The 25,046-nt window shown below is 70.4% G+C and carries 25 protein-coding genes; 10 read left to right on the forward strand and 15 right to left on the reverse strand.

Going from position 1 to position 25,046, the window contains the following annotated elements; translation table 11 throughout:
* Genes cysW through FIU83_RS12605 form a run of 3 tightly spaced genes read left to right on the forward strand, consistent with a single transcriptional unit; the run spans position 1 to position 2,577 of the window.
* Entirely contained in the window at positions 1-828 is an 828-nt protein-coding gene (cysW, locus tag FIU83_RS12595; protein ID WP_152484358.1) for a sulfate ABC transporter permease subunit CysW, read from the forward strand.
* Entirely contained in the window at positions 825-1,928 is a 1,104-nt protein-coding gene (locus tag FIU83_RS12600) for a sulfate/molybdate ABC transporter ATP-binding protein (protein ID WP_152484359.1), read from the forward strand. The genes cysW and FIU83_RS12600 overlap by 4 nt, the downstream gene beginning before the upstream one ends.
* 58 nt (positions 1,929-1,986) lie before the next feature.
* Positions 1,987-2,577 (forward strand): YajG family lipoprotein, encoded by a 591-nt coding sequence (locus tag FIU83_RS12605; protein ID WP_152484360.1) that lies wholly within the window; start codon positions 1,987-1,989, stop codon positions 2,575-2,577.
* A gap of 34 nt (positions 2,578-2,611) precedes the next feature.
* On the opposite strand, the gene FIU83_RS12610 is transcribed toward FIU83_RS12605, so the two are convergent.
* Positions 2,612-3,244 carry a thiopurine S-methyltransferase gene (locus tag FIU83_RS12610; protein ID WP_152484361.1) on the reverse strand — a complete coding sequence of 211 codons (633 nt, stop codon included), beginning with the start codon at positions 3,242-3,244 and terminating at the stop codon, positions 2,612-2,614.
* Between the two features lie 2 nt (positions 3,245-3,246).
* Positions 3,247-3,882: a TIGR04211 family SH3 domain-containing protein gene (locus FIU83_RS12615; RefSeq protein ID WP_152484362.1), complete on the reverse strand. Its 636-nt coding sequence runs from the start codon at positions 3,880-3,882 to the stop codon at positions 3,247-3,249.
* A gap of 406 nt (positions 3,883-4,288) precedes the next feature.
* Here FIU83_RS12615 and miaB point away from each other — a divergent pair, with 406 nt between their 5' ends.
* The 5 genes from miaB to lnt all read left to right on the forward strand — a co-directional run bounded on the left by miaB (position 4,289) and on the right by lnt (position 9,656).
* Complete coding sequence (miaB, locus tag FIU83_RS12620) at positions 4,289-5,632, forward strand: tRNA (N6-isopentenyl adenosine(37)-C2)-methylthiotransferase MiaB (RefSeq protein WP_152484363.1); 1,344 nt, start codon at positions 4,289-4,291, stop codon at positions 5,630-5,632.
* Between the two features lie 73 nt (positions 5,633-5,705).
* Positions 5,706-6,788 carry a PhoH family protein gene (locus tag FIU83_RS12625; RefSeq protein WP_152484364.1) on the forward strand — a complete coding sequence of 361 codons (1,083 nt, stop codon included), beginning with the start codon at positions 5,706-5,708 and terminating at the stop codon, positions 6,786-6,788.
* Positions 6,785-7,297: an rRNA maturation RNase YbeY gene (gene ybeY, locus FIU83_RS12630; protein ID WP_152484365.1), complete on the forward strand. Its 513-nt coding sequence runs from the start codon at positions 6,785-6,787 to the stop codon at positions 7,295-7,297. Before FIU83_RS12625 ends, ybeY begins: the two co-directional genes overlap by 4 nt.
* Positions 7,294-8,163: an HlyC/CorC family transporter gene (locus FIU83_RS12635; RefSeq protein WP_152484366.1), complete on the forward strand. Its 870-nt coding sequence runs from the start codon at positions 7,294-7,296 to the stop codon at positions 8,161-8,163. Before ybeY ends, FIU83_RS12635 begins: the two co-directional genes overlap by 4 nt.
* 29 nt (positions 8,164-8,192) lie before the next feature.
* Complete coding sequence (lnt, locus tag FIU83_RS12640) at positions 8,193-9,656, forward strand: apolipoprotein N-acyltransferase (RefSeq protein ID WP_253939468.1); 1,464 nt, start codon at positions 8,193-8,195, stop codon at positions 9,654-9,656.
* A 97-nt stretch (positions 9,657-9,753) separates the two neighbouring features.
* On the opposite strand, the gene phaC is transcribed toward lnt, so the two are convergent.
* The 5 genes from phaC to prmB all read right to left on the reverse strand — a co-directional run bounded on the left by phaC (position 9,754) and on the right by prmB (position 14,821).
* Positions 9,754-11,580 carry a class I poly(R)-hydroxyalkanoic acid synthase gene (gene phaC, locus FIU83_RS12645; RefSeq protein WP_152484368.1) on the reverse strand — a complete coding sequence of 609 codons (1,827 nt, stop codon included), beginning with the start codon at positions 11,578-11,580 and terminating at the stop codon, positions 9,754-9,756.
* A gap of 169 nt (positions 11,581-11,749) precedes the next feature.
* Complete coding sequence (locus FIU83_RS12650; protein ID WP_152484369.1) at positions 11,750-12,187, reverse strand: phasin family protein; 438 nt, start codon at positions 12,185-12,187, stop codon at positions 11,750-11,752.
* A gap of 129 nt (positions 12,188-12,316) precedes the next feature.
* Entirely contained in the window at positions 12,317-12,721 is a 405-nt protein-coding gene (locus tag FIU83_RS12655) for a hypothetical protein (RefSeq protein WP_152484370.1), read from the reverse strand.
* Between the two features lie 57 nt (positions 12,722-12,778).
* Positions 12,779-13,864 (reverse strand): chorismate synthase, encoded by a 1,086-nt coding sequence (gene aroC / locus FIU83_RS12660; protein ID WP_152484371.1) that lies wholly within the window; start codon positions 13,862-13,864, stop codon positions 12,779-12,781.
* 39 nt (positions 13,865-13,903) lie between these two features.
* The gene (gene prmB / locus FIU83_RS12665; RefSeq protein ID WP_253939469.1) at positions 13,904-14,821 is read right to left on the reverse strand and encodes a 50S ribosomal protein L3 N(5)-glutamine methyltransferase; all 918 of its coding nucleotides are present in this window, start codon (positions 14,819-14,821) and stop codon (positions 13,904-13,906) included.
* A gap of 156 nt (positions 14,822-14,977) precedes the next feature.
* Between prmB and FIU83_RS12670 the strand changes: the two genes are divergently transcribed.
* Positions 14,978-15,556, forward strand: a complete 579-nt coding sequence (locus tag FIU83_RS12670; protein ID WP_152484373.1) for a Smr/MutS family protein — start codon at positions 14,978-14,980, stop codon at positions 15,554-15,556.
* 36 nt (positions 15,557-15,592) lie between these two features.
* Here the strand turns inward: FIU83_RS12670 and FIU83_RS12675 are convergent, their stop codons facing one another.
* From FIU83_RS12675 to FIU83_RS12685, 3 genes are read right to left on the reverse strand one after another with little or no spacing between them, the layout of a single operon-like run.
* Positions 15,593-16,735, reverse strand: a complete 1,143-nt coding sequence (locus FIU83_RS12675; RefSeq protein ID WP_152484374.1) for a patatin-like phospholipase family protein — start codon at positions 16,733-16,735, stop codon at positions 15,593-15,595.
* The gene (locus tag FIU83_RS12680) at positions 16,732-17,685 is read right to left on the reverse strand and encodes an alpha/beta fold hydrolase (RefSeq protein WP_152484375.1); all 954 of its coding nucleotides are present in this window, start codon (positions 17,683-17,685) and stop codon (positions 16,732-16,734) included. The genes FIU83_RS12675 and FIU83_RS12680 overlap by 4 nt, the downstream gene beginning before the upstream one ends.
* Entirely contained in the window at positions 17,682-18,497 is an 816-nt protein-coding gene (locus FIU83_RS12685) for an alpha/beta hydrolase (RefSeq protein ID WP_152484376.1), read from the reverse strand. The genes FIU83_RS12680 and FIU83_RS12685 overlap by 4 nt, the downstream gene beginning before the upstream one ends.
* Before the next feature lie 221 nt (positions 18,498-18,718).
* Here FIU83_RS12685 and FIU83_RS12690 point away from each other — a divergent pair, with 221 nt between their 5' ends.
* Positions 18,719-19,666 carry an AEC family transporter gene (locus FIU83_RS12690; RefSeq protein WP_152484377.1) on the forward strand — a complete coding sequence of 316 codons (948 nt, stop codon included), beginning with the start codon at positions 18,719-18,721 and terminating at the stop codon, positions 19,664-19,666.
* A gap of 18 nt (positions 19,667-19,684) precedes the next feature.
* Here FIU83_RS12690 and FIU83_RS12695 read toward each other — a convergent pair whose 3' ends face one another.
* From FIU83_RS12695 to FIU83_RS12715, 5 genes are all read right to left on the reverse strand, one after another.
* Positions 19,685-20,005 carry an antibiotic biosynthesis monooxygenase gene (locus FIU83_RS12695; RefSeq protein WP_152484378.1) on the reverse strand — a complete coding sequence of 107 codons (321 nt, stop codon included), beginning with the start codon at positions 20,003-20,005 and terminating at the stop codon, positions 19,685-19,687.
* Positions 20,002-20,505 (reverse strand): phosphohistidine phosphatase SixA, encoded by a 504-nt coding sequence (sixA, locus tag FIU83_RS12700; protein WP_152484379.1) that lies wholly within the window; start codon positions 20,503-20,505, stop codon positions 20,002-20,004. The genes FIU83_RS12695 and sixA overlap by 4 nt, the downstream gene beginning before the upstream one ends.
* Positions 20,502-21,566 (reverse strand): NAD(P)H-dependent glycerol-3-phosphate dehydrogenase, encoded by a 1,065-nt coding sequence (locus tag FIU83_RS12705; RefSeq protein WP_152484380.1) that lies wholly within the window; start codon positions 21,564-21,566, stop codon positions 20,502-20,504. The genes sixA and FIU83_RS12705 overlap by 4 nt, the downstream gene beginning before the upstream one ends.
* A 132-nt stretch (positions 21,567-21,698) precedes the next feature.
* On the reverse strand, positions 21,699-23,141 hold the full coding sequence (locus FIU83_RS12710) for an NAD(P)(+) transhydrogenase (Re/Si-specific) subunit beta (RefSeq protein WP_152484381.1): 1,443 nt from the start codon (positions 23,139-23,141) through the stop codon (positions 21,699-21,701).
* A 16-nt stretch (positions 23,142-23,157) separates the two neighbouring features.
* Positions 23,158-24,729, reverse strand: coding sequence for a Re/Si-specific NAD(P)(+) transhydrogenase subunit alpha (locus FIU83_RS12715; RefSeq protein ID WP_152484382.1), 1,572 nt, complete (start codon positions 24,727-24,729; stop codon positions 23,158-23,160).
* Positions 24,730-25,046 lie beyond the last annotated feature (317 nt).

The following is a 25,046-nucleotide window of genomic DNA, read 5'->3' on the forward strand; positions in this document are numbered from 1 at the left end:
ATGCAACGCATCGGTGATGCACCGGCCCTGCGCCGCCTGCTGATCGGCGCCGCGGTGGCACTCGCGGCGCTGTTCCTGCTGCTGCCGCTGGTGGCGATCTTCGCCCAGGCCTTCGCCCAGGGCCTCGGCACCTTCTGGACCAACGTCAGCGACACCTACACCCTGGCCGCCATCGGCCTGACGCTCTTCGTCACCGCCCTGACCATCCCCATCAACCTGGTGTTCGGGGTGATGCTGGCCTGGCTGGTGACCCGCTTCGCCTTTCCGGGCCGGCGCCTGCTGCAGACCCTGATCGACATCCCCTTCGCCATCTCGCCGGTGGTGGCGGGCCTGGTCTACCTGCTGCTCTACGGCCGCAACGGCTGGCTCGGCGGCTGGCTCGACGCCCACGACATCCAGCTGATGTTCGCCTGGCCGGGCATCCTGATGGTCACCGTCTTCGTCACCTGCCCCTTCGTCGCCCGGGAGCTGATCCCGCTGATGCAGGCCCAGGGCTCCCGGGAGGAGGAGGCGGCGGTGACGCTCGGCGCCTCGGGCTTCACGCTGTTTCGCCGGGTCACCCTGCCCAACATCCGCTGGGCGCTGCTCTACGGGGTGATCCTGACCAACGCCCGGGCGGTGGGCGAGTTCGGCGCGGTCTCGGTGGTCTCCGGGGCGATCCGCGGCCAGACCAACACCCTGCCGCTGCACGTCGAGCTGCTGTATCAGGACTACAACACCGTGGGCGCCTTCGCCAGCGCCGCCCTGCTGGCCCTGATCGCCCTGTTCACCCTGGCCGCCAAGGCCGGCCTGGAGTGGCGCGCCGCGCGCCGGGAGGCCCTCGCATGAGCATTCGTCTCGAGCACATCGCCAAGCACTACGGGCCGTCCGCCCGCGCCCTGGAACCGATCGACCTGGAGATCGGCGACGGCGAGCTGATCGGCCTGCTCGGCCCCTCGGGGTCGGGCAAGACCACCCTGCTGCGCATCATGGCCGGGCTCGAGTCCCCCGACCGCGACCCCGCCGCGCGCATCCGCTTCGGCGAACGCGACGTGACCCGGGTGCACGTGCGCGACCGGCGCATCGGCTTCGTCTTCCAGCACTATGCGCTGTTTCGTCACATGAGCGTCTTCGACAACGTGGCCTTCGGCCTGACGGTGCTGCCGCGCCGCGAGCGCCCCTCGTCCGGCGAGATCCGCGCCCGGGTGCACCGCCTGCTGGAGATGGTCCAGCTCGAGCGGCTGGCCAGTCGCTACCCCGCCCAGCTCTCCGGCGGCCAGCAGCAGCGGGTCTCCCTGGCCCGTGCCCTGGCCCTGCGCCCCGAGGTGCTGCTGCTCGACGAGCCCTTCGGGGCGCTGGATGCCAAGGTGCGCCAGGAGCTCCGGCGCTGGCTGCGCCACCTCCACGACGAGCTCGGCTTCACCAGCGTCTTCGTCACCCATGACCAGGAGGAGGCGCTGGAGCTCTCGGATCGCGTGGCGGTGATGAGCAACGGCCGCATCGAGCAGATCGACACCCCCGAGGCGCTCTACCGCGCCCCGGCCAACCGCTTCGTCTTCGAGTTCCTGGGCGACGTGAACCACCTGGAGGGCGAGGTGCGCGAGGGGGTGCTCACCTGCGGCGAGGCGCGCCTGTCGGTCGAGCTACCCGACGGCGCGACGGAGCTGCTGATGCGCCCCCACGAGCTGGCGCTGGCCACCGCGCCGAGCGCCGAGGCGAACCTGCCGATGACGGTCACCGCCGTCTCGCCGGTGGGCGCCGAGGTGCGGGTGGAGCTGGCCGCCGACTGGCTCGCCGAGCCGTGGCTCGCCACGGTGCGCCACGCCGACGCCGAGCAGCTCTCGCTGGCCCGCGGCACGCGCCTCTTCGCGCTGCCGCGTCGCTGGCATCGCTTCGACGATCGGGCCACGCGGCCGGCCCCGCGGCCGAGTCTCGCCACTCCGGGCTGATGGGGCGCCCCGCGGGGCGATATACTCGGGTTCCCGATCCGTCATCAGGAGCTCCCCCATGCAGCGTCGACGCCTCCTTCGGGCCTGCGCCCTGCTTCTCGCCGCCGGCTGGCTGGCCGGCTGCGCCAGCCCCCACTACCTGCAGCTCGATCCCCGACGCACGGCCGCCGTGCCCCAGACGGGCAGCGGCCAGGCCGTGACGGTGACGGCCGTGGACGGCCGTGACAGCGAGGTGCTCGGCACCCGCACCGGCAGCGCCATGTCCACCGCGGTGATCACCGTCAACGCCCACGAGCTGGTGCCCGCGCTGCAGGCCGAGGCCGAGCGCGCGGTACGCGAGATGGGCTTTACCCCCACCACCGAGCGCGCCGAGGGGCGGCCCAGCCTGACGCTGACCCTCGATCACCTGGGCTACAAGCGCGGCGAGAGCCGTCCCTTCATCGACGAGGCGCGCCTCGAGGCGGTGCTCGTCGCCGAGGCGGTCAATGCCGGCACCACCTACACCGGCACCTATACCTCGCGCCGCACCCAGGGCTACGCCCTGCGCCCCGACAAGGACGCCAACACCCGGATGGTCAACGACCTCATCTCCGACGGCCTGGATCGTGCCTTCCGCGACCCGGAGCTCGGGCGCCTGCTGGCGCGCTGAGCCCGCCGGCCGGGCCGCCCCGCCGCGGTTCACCTCATGCGGTCGGCGGCCCGCGACGCTCCAGCGCCCAGATGCTCTCGCGAAAGCCGCTGCCCGGCTCCGGCTCGCCGTCCTCCAGGTGGGTGACGCGGAAGTTGGGGGCGAAGAGCGCCCGCACCTCCTCGGCATCGACGCTGTAGGGCGGCCCGCCCGGGTCCCGGGTCAGGCTGATCAGCAGGCCCCGGCTCCCCGGCGGCAGCAGCTGCGCCAGGTGGAAGGCGTAGCGCTGGCGGGTGGCCTCGGGCAGCGCGATCAGCGCGGCCCGATCGTAGAAGGCGCCGATCTCGGCGGCCTGATCGATATGGAAGTGGAAGAAGTCCCCCCGCCACAGCTCCACGCTGCCCTGGCGACAGACATCGAAGCCATCCTGGTGGTAGCGGGTGACATCCCCCCGGCCCTCGGCGACGAACTGGGCGATGGCCGCCTCGGCGAGCTCGATGCCGAGCACCGGGTGGTCGCGCCTCGCCAGCCAGCGCATGTCGAGGCTCTTGCCGCACAGCGGCACCAGCACCTTGGTCCCGGCCCGCACCTTCAGCGCGGGCCAGTGGCGAACGAGGGCCGGGTGGGGCGCATCGCGGTGGAAACCGATGCGCCCCTCCTCCCAGCGCTTGAGCCAGTCGTCCGTCATGCTCAGAACCAGCGGTCGCGCTTGCGCCGACGCCGCGGCAGGTGGGGCACGATCAGGCCGACCAGCAGGCCCGCCCCGGCGACCCCGCCGCCATACATGAAGTAGCGCATCAGCAGATCCTCCTCCTGGGTATCCAGGCGCGCCTGGAACTCCCGGATGGTGGACCGCGACTGCGCGGTCTCCTCCTCGAGGGCCTGGTTGCGCGCCTCGAGCTCCTCGATGCGCGCCTCGCGGCTCTCGAGGGTCTCGGTCATGGTCGCGGTGCGGGTCTCCCAGGTCTCGTTGATGCCGGCGAGCTCCGCGGTCAGCTCCTCGACCCGGGTCTCCAGGGCCGGCAGCCGCTGCTGGGCGCTGGGCTCGGACTGGAGCTCGCTGCTGAGCACCCAGACGACGTCTCCCTCGCCGTCCTCGACCCGGCTGTAGTCGCCGCTGGTCTCGAGCACGGTCACGGGCTCCCCGGCGGTCAGGGTGCCGATGATCCGATAGCCGTCGGTCGGGCCGCTGCGCACGAAGGTGGTGAGCTCGTCCGACACCCAGGTGCCGCCGTCGGCATCGGCGGCGTCCTGGGCGTGGAGGGCGGGCGGCAGCGTCGCGAGCGCGACGCCGAGTGTCAGAATCTTGAGTCTGTGTATCGTCATGCCATCGTCCTGGCTTGTCCAAGGCTCGCGTGTCGTTGCTCTGCGTGACGGATTCACCGCGCCCGGCCGTCCCTGCCGGGCGCGGCGGCGATGCGTGGTTCACGGGGACGGGTTACCCACAGCTGCTGTGGACAACCATCGGGAAAACCGCTGGAAACCCGCCGCCAGCCGGCGCGACCATCGTCCCGGTCACAAACCGGTCATTTTCTGACCAGCCGATGATCCCCGGCCCCGTCCTCGAAAGGCCCACAGCGTACCACAGTCGGGCCCCTCGACCGCGGGGCCACACTGGCCCCGCTGCCGGCTGCGGCGTATAATGCAGGGTCTTGTCTCGGGTGGCCATCCGGCCATCTCCCCACGTCCATCCAACGGTGTCCCGTCGCGCCAGCTGCCGCGACCTACTCTTATGGCGAAGAAACTCTTCATCAAGACGCACGGCTGCCAGATGAACGAGTACGATTCCGCGCGCATGGCGGATCTGCTCGGCGAATCCCACCAGCTCGAGCTCACCGACGACGAGCGCGATGCCGACGTCATCCTGCTCAACACCTGCTCCATCCGCGAGAAGGCCCAGGAGAAGGTCTTCCATCAGCTCGGCCGCTGGAAGAAGCTCAAGGAGGCCAACCCGGAGCTGGTGATCGGCGTGGGCGGCTGCGTGGCCAGCCAGGAGGGCGAGGCCCTGCGCAAGCGCGCGCCCCATGTGGACATGGTGTTCGGTCCCCAGACCCTGCACCGGGTGCCGAGCATGCTCGACGCGCGGGCCGACGACAAGATCTCGGTGGTCGACGTCACCTTCCCCGAGGTCGAGAAGTTCGACCACCTGCCCCAGCCAAGCTCCGACGGCGCCACCGCCTTCGTCTCGATCATGGAGGGCTGCTCCAAGTACTGCACCTTCTGCGTGGTGCCCTACACCCGCGGCGAGGAGGTCTCGCGCCCCTTCGAGGCGGTGATGGACGAGGTCATCCACCTGGCCGACCAGGGCGTGCGCGAGATCAACCTGCTGGGCCAGAACGTCAACGCCTACCGCGGCGAGAACCGGCTCGGCGACGAGATCGACCTGGCCGAGCTGATCGCCTGCGTGGCCGCCGTCGAGGGCATCGACCGCATCCGCTTCACCACCTCGCACCCGGTGGAGTTCTCGGACAGCCTGATCGAGGCCTACGGCGAGATCCCGGAGCTGGTCAGCCACCTCCACCTGCCGGTGCAGGCGGGCTCCGACCGGGTGCTCGCCGCCATGAAGCGCGGCCACACGGTGGAGGAGTACGTCGCCAAGATGGAGCGCATCCGCGCCCTGCGCCCCGACATCAGCTTCTCCTCGGACTTCATCATCGGCTTCCCCGGCGAGACCGCCGAGGACTTCGCCTCGACCATGGACCTGATCCATCGCATCGGCTTCGATCACTCCTTCAGCTTCGTCTACTCGGCGCGCCCCGGCACCCCGGCGGCCGGCCTCGAGGACGACACCCCGGAGAGCGTCAAGAAGCAGCGCCTGGCGATCCTCCAGGAGCGCATCAATCAGCAGGCCATGCAGATCAGCCGGCGGATGGTGGGCACCACCCAGCGCATCCTGGTCACCGGCTTCTCGCCCAAGGACCCGGGCCAGCTCTCGGGGCGCACCGAGAACAACCGCGTGGTCAACTTCCGCGCCGCCAACCCCTTCGAGCTGATCGGCTACTTCGTCGACGTCGAGATCACCGAGGCGCTGCCCAACTCCCTGCGCGGCGAGCTCGCCTCCCCCGAGCGCTTCTGAGTCAGCGATTGCCCCGGCCGGCGCCGGGGCAGTAAGCTGGACACCACATCCACAACGCACGGATCCCCCCGTCTTGAGCCAGCCATCTTCTCAGGCCAACCGCATCATCACCCTGAACCTGGAACCCAACGACCCGCGCCGCCTGGCCAACCTCTGCGGCCAGCGCGATGAGCATCTCAAGCTGGTCGAGGCCCGGCTGGGCATCACCCTGCGCAACCGCGGCAACATCTTCCAGCTCGCCGGGCCCGCCCACCGCGTCAAGGCCGCCGCCAACGTGCTGGAGCACCTCTACCGGGAGACCGAGGCCAGCGACCTCGAGCCCGACACGGTCCACCTCTTCCTCCAGGAGTCCGGGCTCGAGGCGCTGGACGAGGAAGAGGGCGACGAGGCCAGCGACGACGTCCTGCTGCGCACCCCGCGGGCGGTGATCAAGCCCCGCGGCCTCAACCAGCAGGGCTACGTCCAGAGCATCCGTGCCCACGACATCAACTTCGGCATCGGCCCCGCCGGCACCGGCAAGACCTACCTGGCCGTGGCCGCCGCGGTGGAGGCGCTCAACCAGCAGGAGGTGCGTCGCATCCTGCTGGTGCGCCCGGCCGTGGAGGCCGGCGAGAAGCTCGGCTTCCTGCCCGGGGACCTGGCCCAGAAGATCGATCCCTACCTGCGTCCGCTCTACGACGCCCTCTACGAGATGATCGGCTTCGAGCAGGTGGCCAAGCTGATCGAGCGCCAGGTGATCGAGATCGCCCCGCTGGCCTACATGCGCGGGCGCACCCTCAACAACGCCTTCATCATCCTCGACGAGAGCCAGAACACCACCCGCGAGCAGATGAAGATGTTCCTGACCCGCATCGGCTTCGGCTCCACGGCGGTGATCACCGGCGACGTGACCCAGGTCGACCTGCCCCGCGGCCAGACCTCGGGGCTGATCCAGGTGCTCGACGTGCTCAAGGGCACGCCGGGGATCGGCGTGACCCACTTCGCCGCCAAGGACGTGGTGCGCCACCCCCTAGTCCAGCGCATCATCGAGGCCTACGACCACTTCGAGGCGGAGCAGGAGGAGCAGGCGCGCGCCAGGCGTGAGGCCCGCGAGCAGGAGCGCGAGGCCATCCGCCAGGAGCGCCGCGAGCGCCAGGACGAGCGGGGCGACGTGTGAACGAGGTCGTCGTCGATCGCCAGGTGGCCGTCGAGGAGGCGGCCCTGCCGACCCAGGCCGAGCTCGAGGCGTGGGTCGCGGCCGTGCTCGCCCGCCATCCCGACGAGACGCGCCGCGAACTGACCGTGCGCTTCGTCGACGCCGAGGAGAGCCAGGTCCTGAACCGCGACTACCGCCGCAAGGACAAGCCCACCAACGTGCTCTCCTTCCCCTTCGAGGGCCCGCCCGGGATCGACCTGCCGCTGCTCGGCGACCTGGTGATCTGCCATCCGGTCGTGGCCCGGGAGGCCCGCGAGCAGGACAAGTCCACGCCCGCTCACTACGCTCACATGGTGATCCACGGCACCCTGCACCTGCTGGGGTACGATCACATCGAGGACGCCGAGGCCGAGACCATGGAGGCCCTCGAGCGGGAGATCCTGGCATCGCTGGGGATCGCCGATCCCTATCTCACCCCCAGCCCTCCGCACCGCGATACCGACCACGAGGACGAGAGAGCCGACGCATGAGCGAAGACCGATCGAGTGGCCAGGGCAACCGATCCTGGCTCGATAAGTTGTTCAGTGCCCTGTCCAACGACAGCGACGAACCCAGCTCCCGCGGCGAGCTGCTGGAGTTCCTCCGCCAGGCGGGCTCCCGCCTGAAGCTCGACCAGGACGCCATGATGATCATCGAGGGTGCCCTGAGCATCAGCGACCAGCAGGTGCGCGAGGTGCTGATCCCCCGCTCGCAGATCACCGCGATCGCCCTCGACCAGCCCCTCGAGGAGTACCTGCCGGTGATCCTCGAGACCGGCCACTCCCGCTACCCGGTGATCGGCGAGAACCTCGACGAGGTCAAGGGCATCCTGCTGGCCAAGGACCTGCTGCCGCTGCTGCGCAGCGGCCAGGAGAACGGCCGGCCCTTCCAGCTCGACGAGGTGCTGCGCCCGGCGATGTTCGTGCCCGAGTCCAAGCGCCTGAACAGCCTGCTAAAGGAGTTCCAGGACACCCGCAACCACATGGCCGTGGTGGTGGACGAGTACGGCGGCACCGCGGGCATCGTCACCATCGAGGACATCCTCGAGGAGATCGTCGGCGAGATCGAGGACGAGCACGATATCGACGAGGAGATCGATATCCGTGAGCTCGGCGAGTCGCGCTACGCGATCCGCGCCCTGACCCCCATCGAGGACTTCAACGAGCGCTTCGGCACCCAGTTCTCCGACGACGAGTTCGACACCGTCGGGGGCCTGGTGATGCAGCGCTTCGGCCACCTGCCGGGCCGCGGCGAGCACACCGAGCTCAGCGGCTGGCGCTTCACCGTGCTCAACGCCGACAATCGCCGCATCCGCCTGCTCGAGGCCACGCCCTGCGACGACGGCGAAGAGGAATAACCCGCCGCCCCCTGCCATGGATGGACACGATGGCTGACGTTCGCCTGCCCCCGGCCCTGGGCTGCCTGCTGGCCCTGGTCGCCGGGGGCCTGACCACCCTCAGCACCGCCCCCTTCTCGCTCTGGTGGCTGGGCCCAGTCGCCGCCGGCCTGGTCTATCTCGGGCTGCCCGCCCTGGCGCCCCGCCAGGCCGCCCTGCGCGGCCTCTGCTACGGCATCGGCCTGTTCGGCTCCGGGGCCTCCTGGGTCTACGTCTCGATCCACGACTATGGCTACACCGGGGTGCCCCTGGCGCTGCTGCTCACGGCGCTCTTCGTCGTCGGCCTGGCGCTGTTCTTCGCCCTCATCCTCGGGCTCTACCGGCGGCTGTGCGGGCCGCGGCTCGCCGCCCTCACCTTCGCCGGCGCCTGGGTGCTCGGCGAATGGCTGCGTACCTGGCTCTTCACCGGCTTCCCCTGGATGCTGCTCGGCAGCGCCCAGGTCGACTCGCCCCTGGCCCCCTGGGCCCCGGTGGGCGGCGTCTACCTGCTGTCACTGATCGTCGCCCTCACCGGCAGCCTCGGCGTCGAACTGCTGCGCCGCCACTGGTGGGCCTCGGCCCCGCTCGCCGCGCTGTGGCTGGCACCGCTGGCCCTGCCGGCCCAGTGGACCACGCCCCAGGGCGACCCGGTGCGCGTCGCCCTGCTGCAGGGCAACCTGCCCCAGCTGATCAAGTGGCGCCCCGAGGGGCAGCGTCGCGCCGTCGAGACCTACCTCGGCCTGACCCGCGGGCTCGACGACGTCGACCTGGTGATCTGGCCCGAGGCCGCGCTGCCGATGTTCGAGGACCAGGCCGCGCCGATCCTCGAGCGCGCCCATGCCGCCCTGCCGGAAGGCACGGAGCTTCTGACCGGCATCCTGCAGCGCGACGCCCAGGGCCGCTTCTACAACAGCGTGGTCGGCCGCGGCGACGTGGAGGGGGCCTACCGCAAGGCGCACCTGGTGCCCTTCGGCGAGTACCTGCCGCTGGAGCGGCTGCTGCGCGGCGCCATCGCCTTCTTCGACCTGCCCGCCCCGGCCATGACCCCGGGCCCGGAGGGGCAGGCGCCGATGCGGGTCGGCCGCCTCATGATCGGCAACGCCATCTGCTACGAGATCATCTACGCCGACCTCGTGGCCGAGCAGGCCCGGGAGGCCGGCGTGCTGCTGACGGTCTCCAACGACACCTGGTTCGGCGCCTCGATCGGGCCGCTGCAGCACCTGCAGATGGCGCGCCTGCGCGCCCTGGAGAACGGCCGCCCGGTGATTCGCGCCACCAGCAACGGCGTCACCGCCCTCATCGACGCCCGGGGCCGGGTCACTGCCCGGGCCCCGCAGTTCGAGACCGCCGTGCTCGAGGGCGAGGTCACGGCGACCGAGGGCCTCACCCCCTTCACCCGCACCGGCAGCTGGCCCGCCTGGCTGCTCGCGGCCCTGCTGGTGCTGCCGGGGCTGCGTCGCAAGCGGCGCCTCTAGCGGCCAAGCGGTAGCTTGAAACCCCACTGACGCAAAAGAAACCCCGAAGGCCGAGGCCTTCGGGGTTTCTTGCAGCTCGGCGCTTGCAGCTCGGCGCTTATGCCTCCTCGCCCAGCACCTCGGGGATGGTCATGCGCACGTAGCGACCGGGGGCCGGCTCGAGGATATCGAGCTCGCCGTCGCCGGGCTGACGCGCCGGCACCGTCTTCTCGGTATCGACGTAGCCGTTGTCGGTCATCCAGGCCTGCCAGTGCGGCCACCAGGAGCCCTCGTGCTGCTCGGCCCCCTCGAGCCACGCCTCGGCGGTCTCCGGCAGCGCGTCGTTGGTCCAGTAGCCGTACTTGTTCTTGCTCGGCGGGTTGACGACCCCGGCGATGTGTCCGGAGCCGCCCAGCACGAAGGTCACCGGCCCCTTGGGCAGCAGCGCGCCGTAGTAGGTGCTGTTCCACTTGGCGATATGGTCCTCGCGGGTGGAGACGAAGTAGCTCGGCGTGGAGATCTTGCGCAGGTCGATCTTGACCCCGTCGAGCTCGATCCCGCCGGGCTGCACCAGCCGGTTCTCCATGTACATGTGGCGCAGGTACCAGGCGTGGGTGCCGGCCGGCAGGTTGGTGCCGTCGGTGTTCCAGTAGAGCAGGTCGAAGGGCGCCGGGGCGTCCCCCTTCAGGTAGTTGTTGATGTAGAAGGACCAGAAGAGGTCGTTCTCGCGCAGCAGGTTGAAGGAGTAGGCCATGACGCGACCGTCGAGGTAGCCGTCGCGCGCGAGCTTGGCCTCGATGCCCGCAAGCACCGGCTCGGTGAGGAAGACGCCGATCTCGCCGGGATCACGGAAGTCCTGCAGGGTGGCCATGTAGGTCACCGACTTGACCTTGCGGCCGCGCCGGGTGCTGGTCAGGTAGGCCACGGTGGAGGCGGTCAGGGTGCCGCCGATGCAGTAGCTCAGGAGGTTGACCGACTTCTCGCCGGTGGCCTGCTCGATGGCGCCCATGGCGTCGATGGGCCCGAGCTGCATGTAGTCGGCCCAGGTCAGGTCGCGCTGGGCGGGTCCCGGGTTGCGCCAGGAGATCAGGAACACGGTGTGGCCCTGCTCCACCAGCCAGCGCACCAGGGAGTTGTCCTGACGCAGGTCGAGGATGTAGTACTTGTTGATCCAGGGCGGCACCACCAGCAGCGGCGTCTTGTAGACCTGCTCGGTGGTCGGCGTGTACTGGATCAGCTGGATCAGCTCGTTTTCAAAGACCACCGCCCCCGGCGTGACGGCGATGTTCTCGCCGATGGCGAAGGCGCTGCGATCGGTCATGGTGACGTTGAGGCCCTCGGCGGAATTGGCCAGGTCCTCGCGCAGGCGGGCGAGCCCCTCGACCAGGTTCTGGCCGCGGGTCTCCTGCGTCTTGCGCATCACCTCGGGATTGGTGGTGACGAAGTTGGTCGGCGCCATGGCGTTGACCAGCTGACGCGCGTAGAAGCCGAGGTTGCGCTTCTGGTCCGCCGAGAGGCCATCCAGGCGCTCGATCAGCTCCTCCACCAGGCGCGAGAACAGCAGGTACTGCTGCATGATCGCCAGGTAGTAGGGATCCTCGCGCCAGGCGTCGTCCTTGAAGCGGCGATCCCCCTTGGCCGGGGTGACCAGCGGCTCGACCTCCTCGCCGGCGAGCCGGCGCAGCGACTGCTGCCACAGCTGGGCCTGGTCCTGAAGCAGGCGCGACTGGGTCTGCCACAGCAGGGGCGGATTTCGCATCAGCGATTCGGCGCCGGCCTGGAAGCTGCGCCGCATGTCGTCATGGACCGATTCCGCGGCGTCGCTGGGCACCATGCGCGCCAGCAGATCCTGCATCAAGGCCCGATATTCCTCGCCGATCGCCGAGAGCTGGGCGTTCCACGCCTCCAGCTCCGCCGGTGTCGGTGCGTGCACCCCTGACTGCATTGCCCCCTCCTGTTGTTCAAATAGACCGCTCGGACCGACCGCCGACCTTACGCCGGCGCTCGCCCCGTGCGGGTAGGCCTGACCTCGCGACGCACCGGCCGCGGCCGGAACGCCGGGCACCGATACCCGCGGGGCGAGTATCGGTGCGACGTGGTGACGAGCGGGAAAATCAGCGCTTGCGCGACGCGGACTGACTGGTCGCCTTGGCGGGCTGCTCCGACGGGGTCGCCTCTGCCTTGGCGGTCTGGCCGGCCTTCTCGGCCTGCTCGGCGAGCTGCTTGCCGGACTCGGCGTAGAGCTTCTCGAGCTCGGCCTTGAACTCGAGGCTCATCTCGCTCATGGCCTTGGCATCCTCGAGCATCTGCTTGGAGAGCTCGTTCATCATCTCGGCCTGGCGCGCGCCGAACTCGCGCACGCTCTCGGCATCGGAGAGCTCGCTGGCATCGCGCAGACGCTCCGTGCCCATCTGGCTGTAGCGCTTCATGGACTCCATCTGATACTGAGTCATCTTCTCCATGTTGTTCAGCATCAGGGAGTTGAGCTTGCGCATCGGCTCGAAGAACTGACGGGTCTGCTCGTTGAATGCATCGATCATCTTGTCCTGCATTGTCGAATCCCTCCTGGCGGCTCGGTAACGAACGACTTGTTGCACTGCACAAAGCCTAGTCGGCGATGCGGGGGCTTGCAACCGAATTGCGCCCGCCCCCGGCGAAGGTCGAAGCGCGGGCGCCCGCCATCAGCCCTCGCGCTTGGCGCGGGAGCGGGCGCTGGCGGCACGGGAGGACGCCTTGCCGGTGGAGGACTTCCTGGTGGAGGACGATGCCTCGCCGGAGGCCGCCTCGTCGGTGGCCTCGCCGCTGCCGGCGCTGGCCGCGGCCCGGGAGAGCATGTCGAGCATCATCTGCTGGTAGTTGCCGAAGCTGGAGAGCCCCTGGGAGAGGCCCTGCGTCAGGTTCTGCGACAGCCCCTGCTGCTGCAGGAAGGGCTGCATCAGGCTCATCGGGTCGTACCCCTCGACGCCCGACTCCATCTGCTTCTGGATCCGGTCGAGCAGGTCCTTCTGGAAGGCCTCCACGTTGGGGAGGCCCAGCGCCTGACGGAACTCCTCGGGGGTCAGGTCGAATTCGACGTTGATCTTCATGGCGTCACTCGTGTGGATGGACGCCTGAAGTGTAGCAGCCATGCCGCCCGGCGCGGCTCAACGCAGGCGGGGCGTCGAGACCTTCACCTCGGCGTTCTGGCCACGCTGGCGCAGCAGGTGATCCATCAGGGTCAGCGCCATCATCGCCTCGGCGATGGGCGTGGCGCGGATGCCCACGCAGGGGTCGTGGCGGCCCTTGGTGACGATCTCCACCGGCTGGCCGTGAACGTCGATGGAGCGTCCGGGGGTGGTGATGCTGGAGGTGGGCTTGAGCGCCAGGTGGGCGATGATCGACTGGCCGCTGGAGATGCCACCCAGCACGCCCCCGGCGTGGTTAGAGAGGAAGCCCTCGGGGGTCAGCTCGTCACGGTGCTCGCTGCCCCGCTGGGCCACCGAGGCGAAACCGTCGCCGATCTCCACGCCCTTCACCGCGTTGATGCTCATCAGGCCATGGGCCAGCTCGGCGTCCAGGCGATCGAAGACCGGCTCCCCCAGCCCCGGCGGCACGCCCTCGGCCACCACGCTGATCTTCGCGCCCACCGAGTCCTGGTCGCGGCGCAGCTGGTCCATGTAGGCCTCGAGCTCCGGCACCCGTTCTGGGTCGGGGCAGAAGAAGGGATTCTCTTCCACCGCCTCCCACTGCTTGAAGTCGATGGCGATGGGGCCAAGCTGGCTCATGTAGCCGCGTACGGTGATGCCCTGGGCCGCCAGGTACTTCTTGGCGATGGCGCCGGCCGCCACGCGCATGGCGGTCTCCCGGGCGCTGGAGCGCCCGCCGCCGCGATAGTCGCGGATGCCGTACTTGTGGTGATAGCTGTAGTCGGCGTGGGCCGGCCGGAACTGGTCCTTGATCTTCGAGTAGTCGGTGGAGCGCTGGTCGGTGTTCTCGATCAGCAGGCCGATGGCGGTACCGGTGGTCACGCCCTCGAAGACTCCGGAAAGGATCCGCACCCGGTCGGCCTCGCGCCGCTGGGTGGTGTGGCGGGAGCTGCCGGGACGGCGGCGGTCCAGGTCGTGCTGGAGGTCTTCCTCGGAAAGCAGCAGGCCCGGCGGACAGCCATCGACGATGGCCCCCAGCGCCGGGCCGTGGCTCTCGCCGAAGGTGGTGACGGTGAACAGCTTGCCGAAGGTGTTACCGGACATGGACGCGCCTCCTGGGGTCGGGAGAAGGAATAGGGGAAATCAGGCGAAGGACGCGGCATGGGCGTCGAGTTCGGCGGCGCTCAGGGCAAACACGCCCTGGCCGCCGCGCTCGAATTCCAGCCACAGGAAGGGGACCTCGGGGAAGGCCGCTTCCAGGTGGTGATCGGAGTTGCCGACCTCGACGATCAGCACGCCGTCGTCGCTCAGGTAGTCGCGCGCCTCGCGCAGGATGCGCCGCACGATGTCCAGGCCGTCGGTGCCGGCCCCCAGCGCCAGCGACGGCTCGTGGCGGAACTCGGCGGGCATGGTCGTCAGGTCGCGGCTGTCCACGTAGGGCGGGTTGGAGACGATCAGCTCATAGCGCCGGCCGGCAAGGCCCGCGAAGAGGTCGGACTCCACGGCGCGCACCCGCTCGCCCACGTCGTGGCGGGTGATGTTCTGGCGCGCCACGGCGAGCGCCTCGGGGCTGATATCGGCCAGGTCGACCTCGCAGGTGGGCAGGTGCAGCGCCGTGGCGATGCCGATGCAGCCCGAGCCGGTGCACAGGTCCAGCACCCGGGCGGGCGGCTCGTCGGGGAACCAGGCGGCGAAGCCGTGCTCGATCAGCTCGGCGATCGGCGAGCGCGGGATCAGCACCCGCTCGTCGACGCTGAAGGGCAGGCCGGCGAAGAAGGCCTCGCCCAGCAGGTAGGGCAGCGGCCGGCGCGTCTCGATGCGCGCCCGCACCAGGGCCACGATCCGGGCGCGCTCCATGGGCAGCAGCCGGGCCTCGAGCACCGCCGGGTCGACGTTCCAGGGCAGGTGCAGGGCGCCCAGGGTCAGCGCCACGCCTTCGTCCCAGGCGGAGGCGGTGCCGTGGCCATAGTGCAGGCCGGCCAGGTGGAACTCGCTGGCGGCCCAGCGCAGGCAGTCGCGAAGGGTGATCAGACCGTCGCTTAAGGCCTCGTCGCTGAGCACGAGGGTGGACGTAGAGGCATCGGGGAGAGAGTCGGCCACGGAGCTTCCTGGTGTCGAGGGGTTCGGGGTGACGACCCCAGATTGTAACCGGGCCCGCGGTTCACAGCCACGGCTGGGGCGGTATACTGGCGGCTCGCTCCTTCACCCGATGGTCCCATGAGTCGAGATCGCCACGTCCCGGACGACGACGAGATCAACGCCTTCCGCCAGGCCCTCCGCGAGGCCGGCGTGCGCCCCATTGCCAGCAACCGGGCCGATCCCGGGCGCCGGCGCCGGGGCGATACGGCCGCGGCGGAGCGGCGCGCGGCCGCCACCACGGTCGCCGACGACCTCGCCGGCGGCGGGCGCACCTCGGATGGCCGGGTGGAACCGGTACGCCCCTCGGAGTTCCTCGACTTCGCCCTCCCCGACCTGCCCTGGCGCACCCGCCAGCAGCTCAAGCGCGGCCAGCTCGCCTGGGAGGCGGGGCTCGACCTGCATGGCCACACCCTGGAGGAGGCCCGGGAGGAGCTCGAGGCCTTCCTGCGCGACGCCGCCGACCGCCGCCGACGCTGCGTGCTGGTGGTCCACGGCAAGGCCTGGGGCAGCACCCGCGACTACCCGGTGATCAAGAGCCACGTGAATGCCTGGCTGCGCGAGTGGCCCAGCGTGCTGGCCTTCTGCTCGGCCACCGCCATCGACGGCGGCACCGGGGCGGTCTATGTGCTGCTGCGCCGGCGCGGCAGCGAGGCCTGAGCGGCTCACCGCCGGCCCGCGACCCGCCATTCTCCCTCAGGACGGCGCCGGCTCCTCGCCGGTTTCCTCGCCGGCGGCTTCCCCGGCGCCTTCGTCCGTGTCATCGCCCGTCGGTTCGACGACGATCGCCTGATCGCCCCAGCCCGGATGGGTCAGCCCCTCGAAGCGGTCCAGGGCATCCACCGCCAGGTGGCGGCCGAGGCTGATCAGGGCCTCGGCGCGGTGGAACTCGTAGGCACCGCACACCGTCTTGGGCACCTCGATCAGCACGTCCGGCGGATAGCCCGCCACCTTGTACTTGGCGAGCGCCGCCTGGGTGATGTCGAAGGAGGCCAGCACCATGTCCAGGCGTCCCCACTCCCGGCGATCGCGCTCCAGGGCCTCGTCCAGCTGGCTCTTCTTGCCGCCGCCCCGGGCCGCGCCGCCGTGGCCATTGCCGTTGGGGGCACCCAGGCCGTCGAAGAGCCGACGGGCGGCCCCGCGCACCCCGTCGATCCAGCTGGCGAAGTCGACGCCACCGGCGTCGCGGGCCTGCTCCCGCGCCTGCTCCTCGGCCGCCTCGTCGGGGGGCAGCAGCTCCTCCAGGCTCACCGGCCGCGGACTGTGGGCGGTGACGTTGACCGCCATCACGAAGTCGGCCTGGGCCGACACCGTGGGAATGATCGGCAGCGGGTTGAGCAGGCCGCCGTCCACCAGCACCTGGTCGCCGCGGTGCACCGGAGTGATCACCCCGGGCACGGCGATGGAGGCACGGATCGCCTCGAGCAGCGCGCCGCTCTGGAACCACACCTCGCGCTGGCGGGTCAGGTCGGTGGCCACGGTGGTCACGGCGATGTCCAGGTCCTCGATGCGGATATCGTCGATCAGGCTCTCGAGCTTGCTCATCACCTTGTTGGCGCGCATCGCGCCCATCGGGCTCCAGGTGACGTCGACCAGCCGCAGCACGTCGAAGTAGTCGAGCTGGCAGACCCAGTCGCGGTAGGCGGCGAGCTGGCCCGCCGCATAGACCCCGCCCACCAGGGCCCCCATGGAGCAGCCCGAGACCGCCACCACGCGATAGCCGCGGGCCTCGAGCTCCTCGATCACGCCGATATGGGCATAACCCCGCGCGCCTCCGCTGCCGAGCACCAGGGCGACCGTCTTGTCGCGGGGGCTGGCGACCCGCTGCTGTGGATTCACGATCCGCCCTCCCTCTCGTGCCGGCGGTCATGAAGGGGCTCGTGCGCCCCCTCGAGGACCGACCAGTCGGCGATGGCACGGGCCACCTCACCCGCGGCCGCCGGCTCCAGGTGAAGGTGATGCCCTCCCGGCAGCACCCGACGCGTGAGATGCGCCACCTCGCCCCGCACCCGGCGCGCCCGCGGCCGGTCGCCGAGGATCCCGGTCGTGCCCTCCACCAGCAGCACCGGGCACTCGAGCGCGCGGAGCATGGCGTCGAGCTGCTCGGGACAGAGCCGCACCGGCGAGGGACGCAGCAGGCGCGCATCGGTGCGCAACCGGACCCGCCCGCCGGACACGTCCTCGAGGTTGCGCCGCATCAGCGGGCGCGCCGTCTCGGCATCGATGGGCGTCGCCCCGCCGGCGACCCGCGCCGCCACGGCGGCCTCGCTATCAGGATAGCTCGGTGCCCGGGTGCCCGAGGCGCTCGCTGCCCGGGTCCGGGCGCGCCGCACGGCCAGCAGCCCCTTGCGCAGCTGGACCGGGGCCTCCTCGGCCTCGGTGGTCACCGCGCCCAGGCCATCGATCAGCACCAGTCGCTCGACCCGTTCGGGCAGCGCGGCCGCGGCAAGGCCGGCCACCCCGGCGCCCATGGAGTGGGCCAGCAGGGTCGGCCGCGCCAGCTCGAGGGCGTCGGCGACGTCGAGCAGGTCGTGGACGTAGTCCCACAGCGCATAGCCCCCCTCGCGATGCGCCGACAGGCCGTGGCCGGCGAAGTCGAGGGCCACCACGCGGATGCCCAGGCGCTCGACCAGCCGCGGGGCCAGGCGCGAGAAGCTGGCGGCGTTGTCGAGCCAGCCGTGCAGGGCCAGCCAGGTGGGCGCCCCGGGTTCACCCCAGGAGAGCGCGGCCAGGCGTCCGTCGCAGAGGCTCAGGGAGCGGGGAGCAGGAGGAGCGTACGAGGCACTCATGAGGCGCGCCCCAGCAGGTCGTCGAGCATCGCCAGCAGCGCCGTACGGGTCGCCTCGGGAACCTCCATGGGGAACATGTGCCCGCCCGGGACCTCGGCGACGCGCACCCCGCGGCGCTGCAGCCGGCGCCGGCGATGGGGGGTGAGCACCCGGGACTCGCTGCCCGCGAGCACGCCCAAGGGGACCCGGGCCCGGGCGGGCAGGTCGTCGAGGTGATCGGGCAGGTGGCGGAAGATCTGCACCTCGATGTCGGGGTCGTAGACCAGCACCACGCGGCCATCGTCGAGCGTCCGCGTGCCGGCGTCCACGTAGTCCTGGAGGGCCCGGTCGGTGAAGCCGCGAAACAGCCCCCGGCGTCGCAGGTACTCGACCATCGCCTCGCGGCTGGGCCAGGTGTCGCGCCGCCCGAGGGTGCGGCCGGCCGGCGTGACGCGATCGGCCAGCTTCAGCCGCTTGGCGGCCTTCATCACCAGGGCATCCAGGCCGAGCATCAGCGGCGGGTCGAGCATCACCACGCCGTGGAAGCGCTCGGGCGCGCGCTCGGCCGCCATGGCCATCAGCACCCCGCCCATGGAGTGTCCGACGCCGACGACCGGTCCGGGGCGCTCGGCGAGATGCGCGAGGAGCTCGTCGCGCAGGGCCAGCCAGTTGTGCCCTACCGGAAAGTCGGGGTGATGGCCGAGGCGCTCCAGCGGGTGCACGTCGAAGCGCTCGGCCAGCGGCGCCAGGAAGCTGCGGTAGCTCTGGCCCGGGAAGCCGTTGGCATGGGCGAAGACGAGGGGGAGACGCGGGGTCGAGTCGGATCGAGGCATGGAGGCTCCTTGGGGACAGCCGGCCGGTGCCCTTCTGGCGATAGCAGGCTAACGGGATTACCATGGTTCGCCAAGTCGTCCCCTGGCGGCAACCCCACAGAGAGGAGCTTACCTTGGCCGATTCCCGCAAGCCCAGCCGCGATACCCGCGCCCGCAACCGGGTATTCTTCGTCACCGTGATCAGCGCCGTGATCGTCGGCCTCTGGCTGGCACGCTAGGCCATGGGGCTTTCGGCGCTCTTCCTCGAGACCCTCGAGATCACCCTGCCGGTCTTCGCGATGGTCTTTCTGGGCCTCATCTTGAAGCGACTGCGCTGGATCGACCCACCCTTCGTGTCGACCGCGTCGCTGTTGGTGTTCCGCGGCACCATGCCGGCGTTGATCTTCCTGAGCATCATTCGTGCCGACCTGGAGACCAGCCTCGACCCGGCCCTGCTCGGCTTCTACGCCCTGGCGACGCTCGCCAGCGTCCTCTTCTGCTGGGGCTGGGCGACCCTGCGGGTGCCCTCCCGGGAGCGCGGGGTCTATATCCAGGGGGCCTTTCGCGGCAACTGCGGCATCGTCGGCCTGGCACTCGCCGCCGGCATGTACGGCGACGTCGGCCTCTCCACCGGCAGCCTGCTGCTGGGGGTGGTGATCCTGACCTACAACACCTGCTCGGTGATCGTGCTGACGGCATTCCAGCCGGATCAGCGCGCCGACTGGCGCCATATGCTGCGCCAGATCGCCACCAACCCGCTGATCCTGTCGGTGGCCGCGGCCGTGCCGGTGGCGGCCTCGGGCTGGACGCTGCCCGGCTGGCTGGCCACCTCCGGCGACTACTTCGCCTCGCTGACCCTGCCGCTGGCGCTGATCTGCATCGGGGCCACGCTCTCGTTTCGCGAGGTGCGCCACTCCGGGCGCCTGGCGTTCGGGGCCAGCCTGCTGAAGATGGTCACCCTACCGGCGCTCTGCACCGGGGCGGCCTGGCTGGTGGGCTTCGAGGGGCCGGCGCTGGGGGTGATGTTCCTGTTCTTCGCCAGTCCCACGGCCGCCGCCGCCTTCGTGATGGCCAAGGCGATGGGCGCCAACGCTCCCCTCACCGCCAATATCATTGCCCTGACCACCCTGACGGCCAGCCTGACGATCACCCTGGGCGCCTTCGGCCTGACCGCCGCCGGCGTGATCTAGGGGAGCACCCGGCGTCGCTCAGGCGGTGCCGCGCGCCTCGGTGCCCTCGACCACCTCGAACTGCTCGATGCCGCCGCCCTCGGCGGTGGCCTCGGCCGGCAAGGGGTTGGCGTGGGCACGCTTGAAGTCGTCGCTGCCGACCCAGGCGCGGAAGGCGTCCTGGCTTTCCCACTCCGTCTCCACCACGTAGGGCGCCTGGTTGCCCCGGGGGCGCAGCACCCGCATGGCCCTGAACCCCGGCTGGCTGTCGATCTCCCCGGCCCGAGCCCGGAAGCGCGCCTCGAACTCGTCCTCGAAGCCCGGATTCACGTGGATGCGATTGGTGACGATATAGCTCACGGGACCTCCTGGTCGTTGATGTCGGCGGGCGTGGTGAAGCGCGCCAGGCGGGCGCAGCCCGCGGCGCGCACCTCGGCCGTGAGCTCGGCCACGGCGGCCGTGGCGAAGCCGGGGCCGCGCTCGGGGCGGCCCTCCACCAGCAGCCCGGTGAGGGCGGCGACCAGCGGCATGTGGCTGACCAGCATCAGCGGGCGGTCGTCGGGCGCGTCGAGCAGCCAGTCGATCACCGCGCCGGGCGGGTCGTCCGGGGTGATCCGCGCCAGGGTCTCGACCTCGAGGCCCAGCGGCGCGGCGATCCGCGCCGCGGTCTGCCGGGCGCGCCGGTAGGGACTCGCCACCAGGCGCAGGCGGGCGAGATCGAGGTCGGCACGGGCGGCGAGCCAGCGGCCCATGCGCTCGGCCTCCTGCTCGCCGCGGGCGGTGAGGACGCGCTCGACATCCGGCGCGCCGGGCGCGGCCTCGCCGTGGCGCATGATCAGCAGGCGTTCGGCGCCGGTCATGCCGCCCCCCCGCCGTCGCGGCGATCCTGGCGGACGTCGGCCCGCGGCAGCACGAACTCCACGTCGCTGCTCTGCTCGCCCTGCATCAGCAGCCGCGCCATCTCCCGGGCCGGCACGCCCGCGAACAGCACCTGGTAGAGCCCCTCGGCCAGCGGCATGTAGACGCCGTCCTCGCGGGCCTTGTCGCGCACCAGGCGCACGGTGTTGACCCCCTCGGCCACCTGGCCCAGGGCCTCGACGGCCTGGTCGAGGGTGCGCCCCTCGCCCAGGGCCTGACCGACGCGGTAGTTGCGCGAGAGCGCCGAGGAGCAGGTGACGATCAGGTCGCCGACGCCGGCGAGCCCCAGGAAGGTCATGGGGTTGGCGCCCTGGTTCACCGCGAAGCGGCTCATCTCGGCCAGCGCCCGGGTCATCAGCATGCTGCGGGTGTTCTCGCCCATGCCCAGCGCCGCCGCCATCCCGGCGGCGATGGCGTAGATGTTCTTGAGCGCCCCGCCCAGCTCCACGCCGAAGCGGTCGTTGCTCGCGTAGACCCGGAAGTAGTCGCAGCCCAGCGCGGTCTGCACCCGGGTGCGGGTCTCGGCGTCGTCGCTGGCGATCACCGTGGCGGTGAGCTGCTTCTGGGCGATCTCCGAGGCGAGGTTCGGCCCCGAGATCACGCCGATGTGCGCGAACCCGGTCTCTTCCTCGAGGAGCTCGCTCATCAGCTTGAAGCCCTCCTCCTGGATACCCTTGGTGGTGCTGACCAGGATCTGGCCCGCGTCGAGCCAGGGGCGCGCCTGGCGCACCACCTCGCGGAAGGCCTTGGAGGGAATCGACACCAGCACAAGCTCGGCGCCCTCGAGCACCTCGCCCATGGCGGTGGAGGCCACCACCGCAGGGTTGATGGCGTAGTCGGGGAGGTAGCGGCCGTTGCGGTGCTCGCGGTTGATCTGCGCCGCCAGTTCGGGGTCGCGCAGCCACTGGCGCACCTCGGCCCCGTTGTCGGCGGCGATGCTCGCAAGCGCGGTGCCGAAGCTGCCACCGCCGAGCACCGCCACGCGCATGGGTTGGTCTGACATGATCGCCCCGGGAAGCTGAATGGAGAGGGGATTGTAACGAAAAAACGCCCCGTGAAGGGGCGTCTCGATGGCGCGCCTCGACGCGCCGGCACTCCACGCCACCCGAGCCGACGGGCGGCTCGGGCGGACGGGTCAGTCGATCAGGTGCAGCAGCGAGTCGATGCTCGACCTAGCATCGCCGTAGAACATCCGAGTGTTCTCCTTGAAGAACAGCGGGTTCTCGATGCCGGAGTAGCCGGTCCCCTGGCCGCGCTTGCAGACGAACACCTGCTTGGACTCCCACACCTTGAGCACCGGCATGCCGGCGATCGGGCTGTTGGGATCCTCCTGGGCCGCAGGGTTGACGATGTCGTTGGAGCCGATGACGATCACCACGTCGGTGGAGGCGAAGTCATCGTTGATCTCGTCCATCTCCAGCACGATGTCGTAGGGCACCTTGGCCTCGGCCAGCAGCACGTTCATGTGCCCCGGCAGGCGGCCGGCGACCGGGTGGATGCCGAAGCGCACCTCCTTGCCGGCGGCCCGCAGCTTGCGGGTCAGCTCGCTGACCGCGTTCTGGGCCTGGGCCACCGCCATGCCGTAGCCCGGCACGATGATCACGCTATCGGCGTCGTTCAGCGCGCTGGAGACGCCGCCGGCGTCGATGGCCACCTGCTCGCCCTCGATCTCCGCCGCCGGGCCCTGGCTGCCGCCGAAGCCGCCCAGGATGACGTTGATGAAGTTGCGGTTCATCGCCTTGCACATGATGTACGACAGGATCGCGCCCGAGGAGCCCACCAGGGCGCCGGTGACGATCAGCAGGTCGTTGGAGAGCGTGAAGCCGATGGCCGCCGCGGCCCAGCCGGAATAGCTGTTGAGCATCGACACCACCACCGGCATGTCGGCGCCGCCGATGCCCATGATCAGGTGGTAGCCGATGAAGAAGGCCAGGGCCGCCAGCACCAGCAGGGTCCAGAAGCCGGCGCCGTTGAGGTAGAGGATGGCCAGCAGCAGCGAGAGCGCCGCCGCACCGGCATTGAGCAGGTGCCCGCCGGGCAGCTGCCTGGGCTTGCCGTCCACCTTGCCGGCGAGCTTGCCGAAGGCGATCACGGAGCCCGTGAAGGTCACCGCGCCGATGAAGATGCCCAGCACCACCTCGACCTGCAGGAAGGTCAGCTCGGCCGGGGTCTTCTCCGCCACCAGGGCGGCGAAGGCCGAGAACTCCTGGGAGCTGGCCTCGATGGCGCGGGCCGCCATCACCCGGCGCCGCTCCAGGTCGGCATTCCAGGCCACGAACACCGCGGCCAGGCCCACGAAGCTGTGCAGCGCCGCCACCAGCTGGGGCATCTCGGTCATGTCGACCTTGCCGGCCACGTAGACGCCGATGCCGGCCCCGATGGCCATCATCGGGATCATCCACCAGTAGCCGCCGATGCCCGGCCCGAAGGCGGTGAAGAAGACCGCCACCGCCATGCCGACGATGCCGTACCAGACGGCGCGCTTGGCCTTCTCCTGGTTACTCAGTCCCCCCAGCGAGAGGATGAACAGTACACTTGCCGCGATCGCCGCGGCAGAAACGAATCCTTGACCCAACATGTCGTCTCTCCGCCGCTCAGGATTTCTGGAACATGGCGAGCATCCGGCGTGTCACCAGGAAGCCACCCACGATATTGATGGACGCGATCAGCACCGAGATCGCCGCCAGGACGCCGACCACGACGCTGCCCGAGCCGATCTGCAGGACCGCCCCCAGGATGATGATGCCGGAGATGGCATTGGTCACCGCCATCAGCGGCGTGTGCAGCGAGTGGCTGACGCCCCAGATCACCTGGAAGCCGACGAAGCAGGCCAGCACGAAGACGATGAAGTGCTGCATGAAGGAGGACGGGGCCACCTGGCCGAGCAGCAGCATCAGCGCACCGCCCACCGCCAGCAGCGACACCTGGCGCTTGGTCTGCGCCTTGAAGGCGGCATGCTCGGCGGCCTTCTTCTCCTCCGGCGTCGGCTCCTTCTCCTTGGGCTTGGGCTTGGCCGCGCCGATCGCCTTCACCTTGGGCGGCGGCGGCGGGAAGGTGACCTCACCCTCATGGGTCACCGTGGCGCCGCGAATGACATCATCCTCCATGTCGTGCGCGATCTGCCCATCCTTCTCGGGGGTCAGGTCGGTCAGCATGTGACGCACGTTGGTGGCGTAGAGCAGCGAGGACTGGGTCGCCATGCGCGAGGGGAAGTCGGTGTAGCCGACCACGATCACCCCGTTGTCGGAGACCACCCGCTCGTCGGCCCGGGTCAGGTCGCAGTTGCCGCCCTTCTCGGCCGCCAGGTCGACGACCACCGAGCCGGGCTTCATGGCCGCGACCATGTCCTCGAGCCACAGCTTGGGCGCCGGCTTGCCGGGGATCAGCGCCGTGGTGATGACGATGTCGACGTCAGGCGCCTGCTCGCGGAAGCACTCGAGCTGCTTCTCGCGGAACTCGGGGCTCGAGGGCGCCGCGTAGCCGCCGCTCTCGGAGCCGTCCTGGCTGTCCTCGAAGTCGAGGAACAGGAACTCGGCGCCCATCGACTCGATCTGCTCGGCGACCTCGGGTCGCACGTCGAAGGCGCGCACCACGGCGCCGAGGCTGGTCGCCGTGCCGATGGCGGCAAGCCCCGCCACGCCGGCGCCGATCACCAGCACCTTGGCCGGGGGCACCTTGCCGGCGGCGGTCACCTGGCCGGTGAAGAAGCGGCCGAAGTGGTTGCCGGCCTCGATCACCGCGCGATAGCCGGCGATGTTGGCCATCGACGACAGCGCGTCCATCTTCTGGGCCCGCGAGATACGCGGCACCATGTCCATGGCCACCACGGTGGCGCCCTTGGCGCGGCACGCCTCCAGCATGGCCTCGTTCTGGGCCGGCCAGAAGAAGCTGATCAGGGTCTGGCCCTCGCGCAGGCGCTCGGCCTCCTCCTCGAGGGGCTCGCGGACCTTGATCACCACCTCGGCCTCGGTCCACAGCGCCTCGGCGCCGTCGACCACGGTGACGCCGGCCTCGCGATAGGCCGCGTCATCGAAGCCGGCCGCCTCGCCGGCCCCGCTCTCGATGAGGCAGGCGTGTCCAAGCTTCTGGATGAACTTCGCACTGTCGGGGGTCAGCGCGACACGCGCCTCGCCCTTGGCGAGCTCCTTGGGTGCACCAATCTTCACGTTGGATCTCCCGCTAGTTATTGGAATCTTGCATGGGTTAGACCGGATATTCATACCTGAGCATGCCGCGATGCACAACAGCCAGACGGGGGCACGAGGGCGTACCAGGGCTGTCCTGCCATACTGCCACAGCGCCTCAGGCCCCTCGCCAACGGCATCGCCGATCGACGCCGCTTGGCGAGGGACCACAGGGCCGGCGAGGTCACCACGCCCCGTCTCGATGCCGTGTCGAGCGCCGTCACCTCGGCCCCCCGGCTCTCCCCGCAAGCCCCCGACACGGGCCCCTTTGACGAGTGGGACGACGGTGATGGCCGACA

This window comes from Halomonas sp. THAF5a (genome assembly GCF_009363755.1).
GTDB lineage: Bacteria > Pseudomonadota > Gammaproteobacteria > Pseudomonadales > Halomonadaceae > Halomonas.

Bases quoted from the DNA above. Each gene is read 5' to 3' on its own strand.
- cysW (WP_152484358.1), top strand. From the start codon at position 1: ATGCAACGCATCGGTGATGCACCGGCCCTGCGCCGCCTGCTGATCGGC.
- FIU83_RS12600 (WP_152484359.1), top strand. From the start codon at position 825: ATGAGCATTCGTCTCGAGCACATCGCCAAGCACTACGGGCCGTCCGCC.
- FIU83_RS12605 (WP_152484360.1), top strand. From the start codon at position 1,987: ATGCAGCGTCGACGCCTCCTTCGGGCCTGCGCCCTGCTTCTCGCCGCC.
- FIU83_RS12610 (WP_152484361.1), bottom strand. From the start codon at position 3,244: ATGACGGACGACTGGCTCAAGCGCTGGGAGGAGGGGCGCATCGGTTTC.
- FIU83_RS12615 (WP_152484362.1), bottom strand. From the start codon at position 3,882: ATGACGATACACAGACTCAAGATTCTGACACTCGGCGTCGCGCTCGCG.
- miaB (WP_152484363.1), top strand. From the start codon at position 4,289: ATGGCGAAGAAACTCTTCATCAAGACGCACGGCTGCCAGATGAACGAG.
- FIU83_RS12635 (WP_152484366.1), top strand. From the start codon at position 7,294: ATGAGCGAAGACCGATCGAGTGGCCAGGGCAACCGATCCTGGCTCGAT.
- lnt (WP_253939468.1), top strand. From the start codon at position 8,193: ATGGCTGACGTTCGCCTGCCCCCGGCCCTGGGCTGCCTGCTGGCCCTG.
- phaC (WP_152484368.1), bottom strand. From the start codon at position 11,580: ATGCAGTCAGGGGTGCACGCACCGACACCGGCGGAGCTGGAGGCGTGG.
- FIU83_RS12650 (WP_152484369.1), bottom strand. From the start codon at position 12,187: ATGCAGGACAAGATGATCGATGCATTCAACGAGCAGACCCGTCAGTTC.
- FIU83_RS12655 (WP_152484370.1), bottom strand. From the start codon at position 12,721: ATGAAGATCAACGTCGAATTCGACCTGACCCCCGAGGAGTTCCGTCAG.
- aroC (WP_152484371.1), bottom strand. From the start codon at position 13,864: ATGTCCGGTAACACCTTCGGCAAGCTGTTCACCGTCACCACCTTCGGC.
- FIU83_RS12670 (WP_152484373.1), top strand. From the start codon at position 14,978: ATGAGTCGAGATCGCCACGTCCCGGACGACGACGAGATCAACGCCTTC.
- FIU83_RS12680 (WP_152484375.1), bottom strand. From the start codon at position 17,685: ATGAGTGCCTCGTACGCTCCTCCTGCTCCCCGCTCCCTGAGCCTCTGC.
- FIU83_RS12685 (WP_152484376.1), bottom strand. From the start codon at position 18,497: ATGCCTCGATCCGACTCGACCCCGCGTCTCCCCCTCGTCTTCGCCCAT.
- FIU83_RS12690 (WP_152484377.1), top strand. From the start codon at position 18,719: ATGGGGCTTTCGGCGCTCTTCCTCGAGACCCTCGAGATCACCCTGCCG.
- sixA (WP_152484379.1), bottom strand. From the start codon at position 20,505: ATGACCGGCGCCGAACGCCTGCTGATCATGCGCCACGGCGAGGCCGCG.
- FIU83_RS12705 (WP_152484380.1), bottom strand. From the start codon at position 21,566: ATGTCAGACCAACCCATGCGCGTGGCGGTGCTCGGCGGTGGCAGCTTC.
- FIU83_RS12710 (WP_152484381.1), bottom strand. From the start codon at position 23,141: ATGTTGGGTCAAGGATTCGTTTCTGCCGCGGCGATCGCGGCAAGTGTA.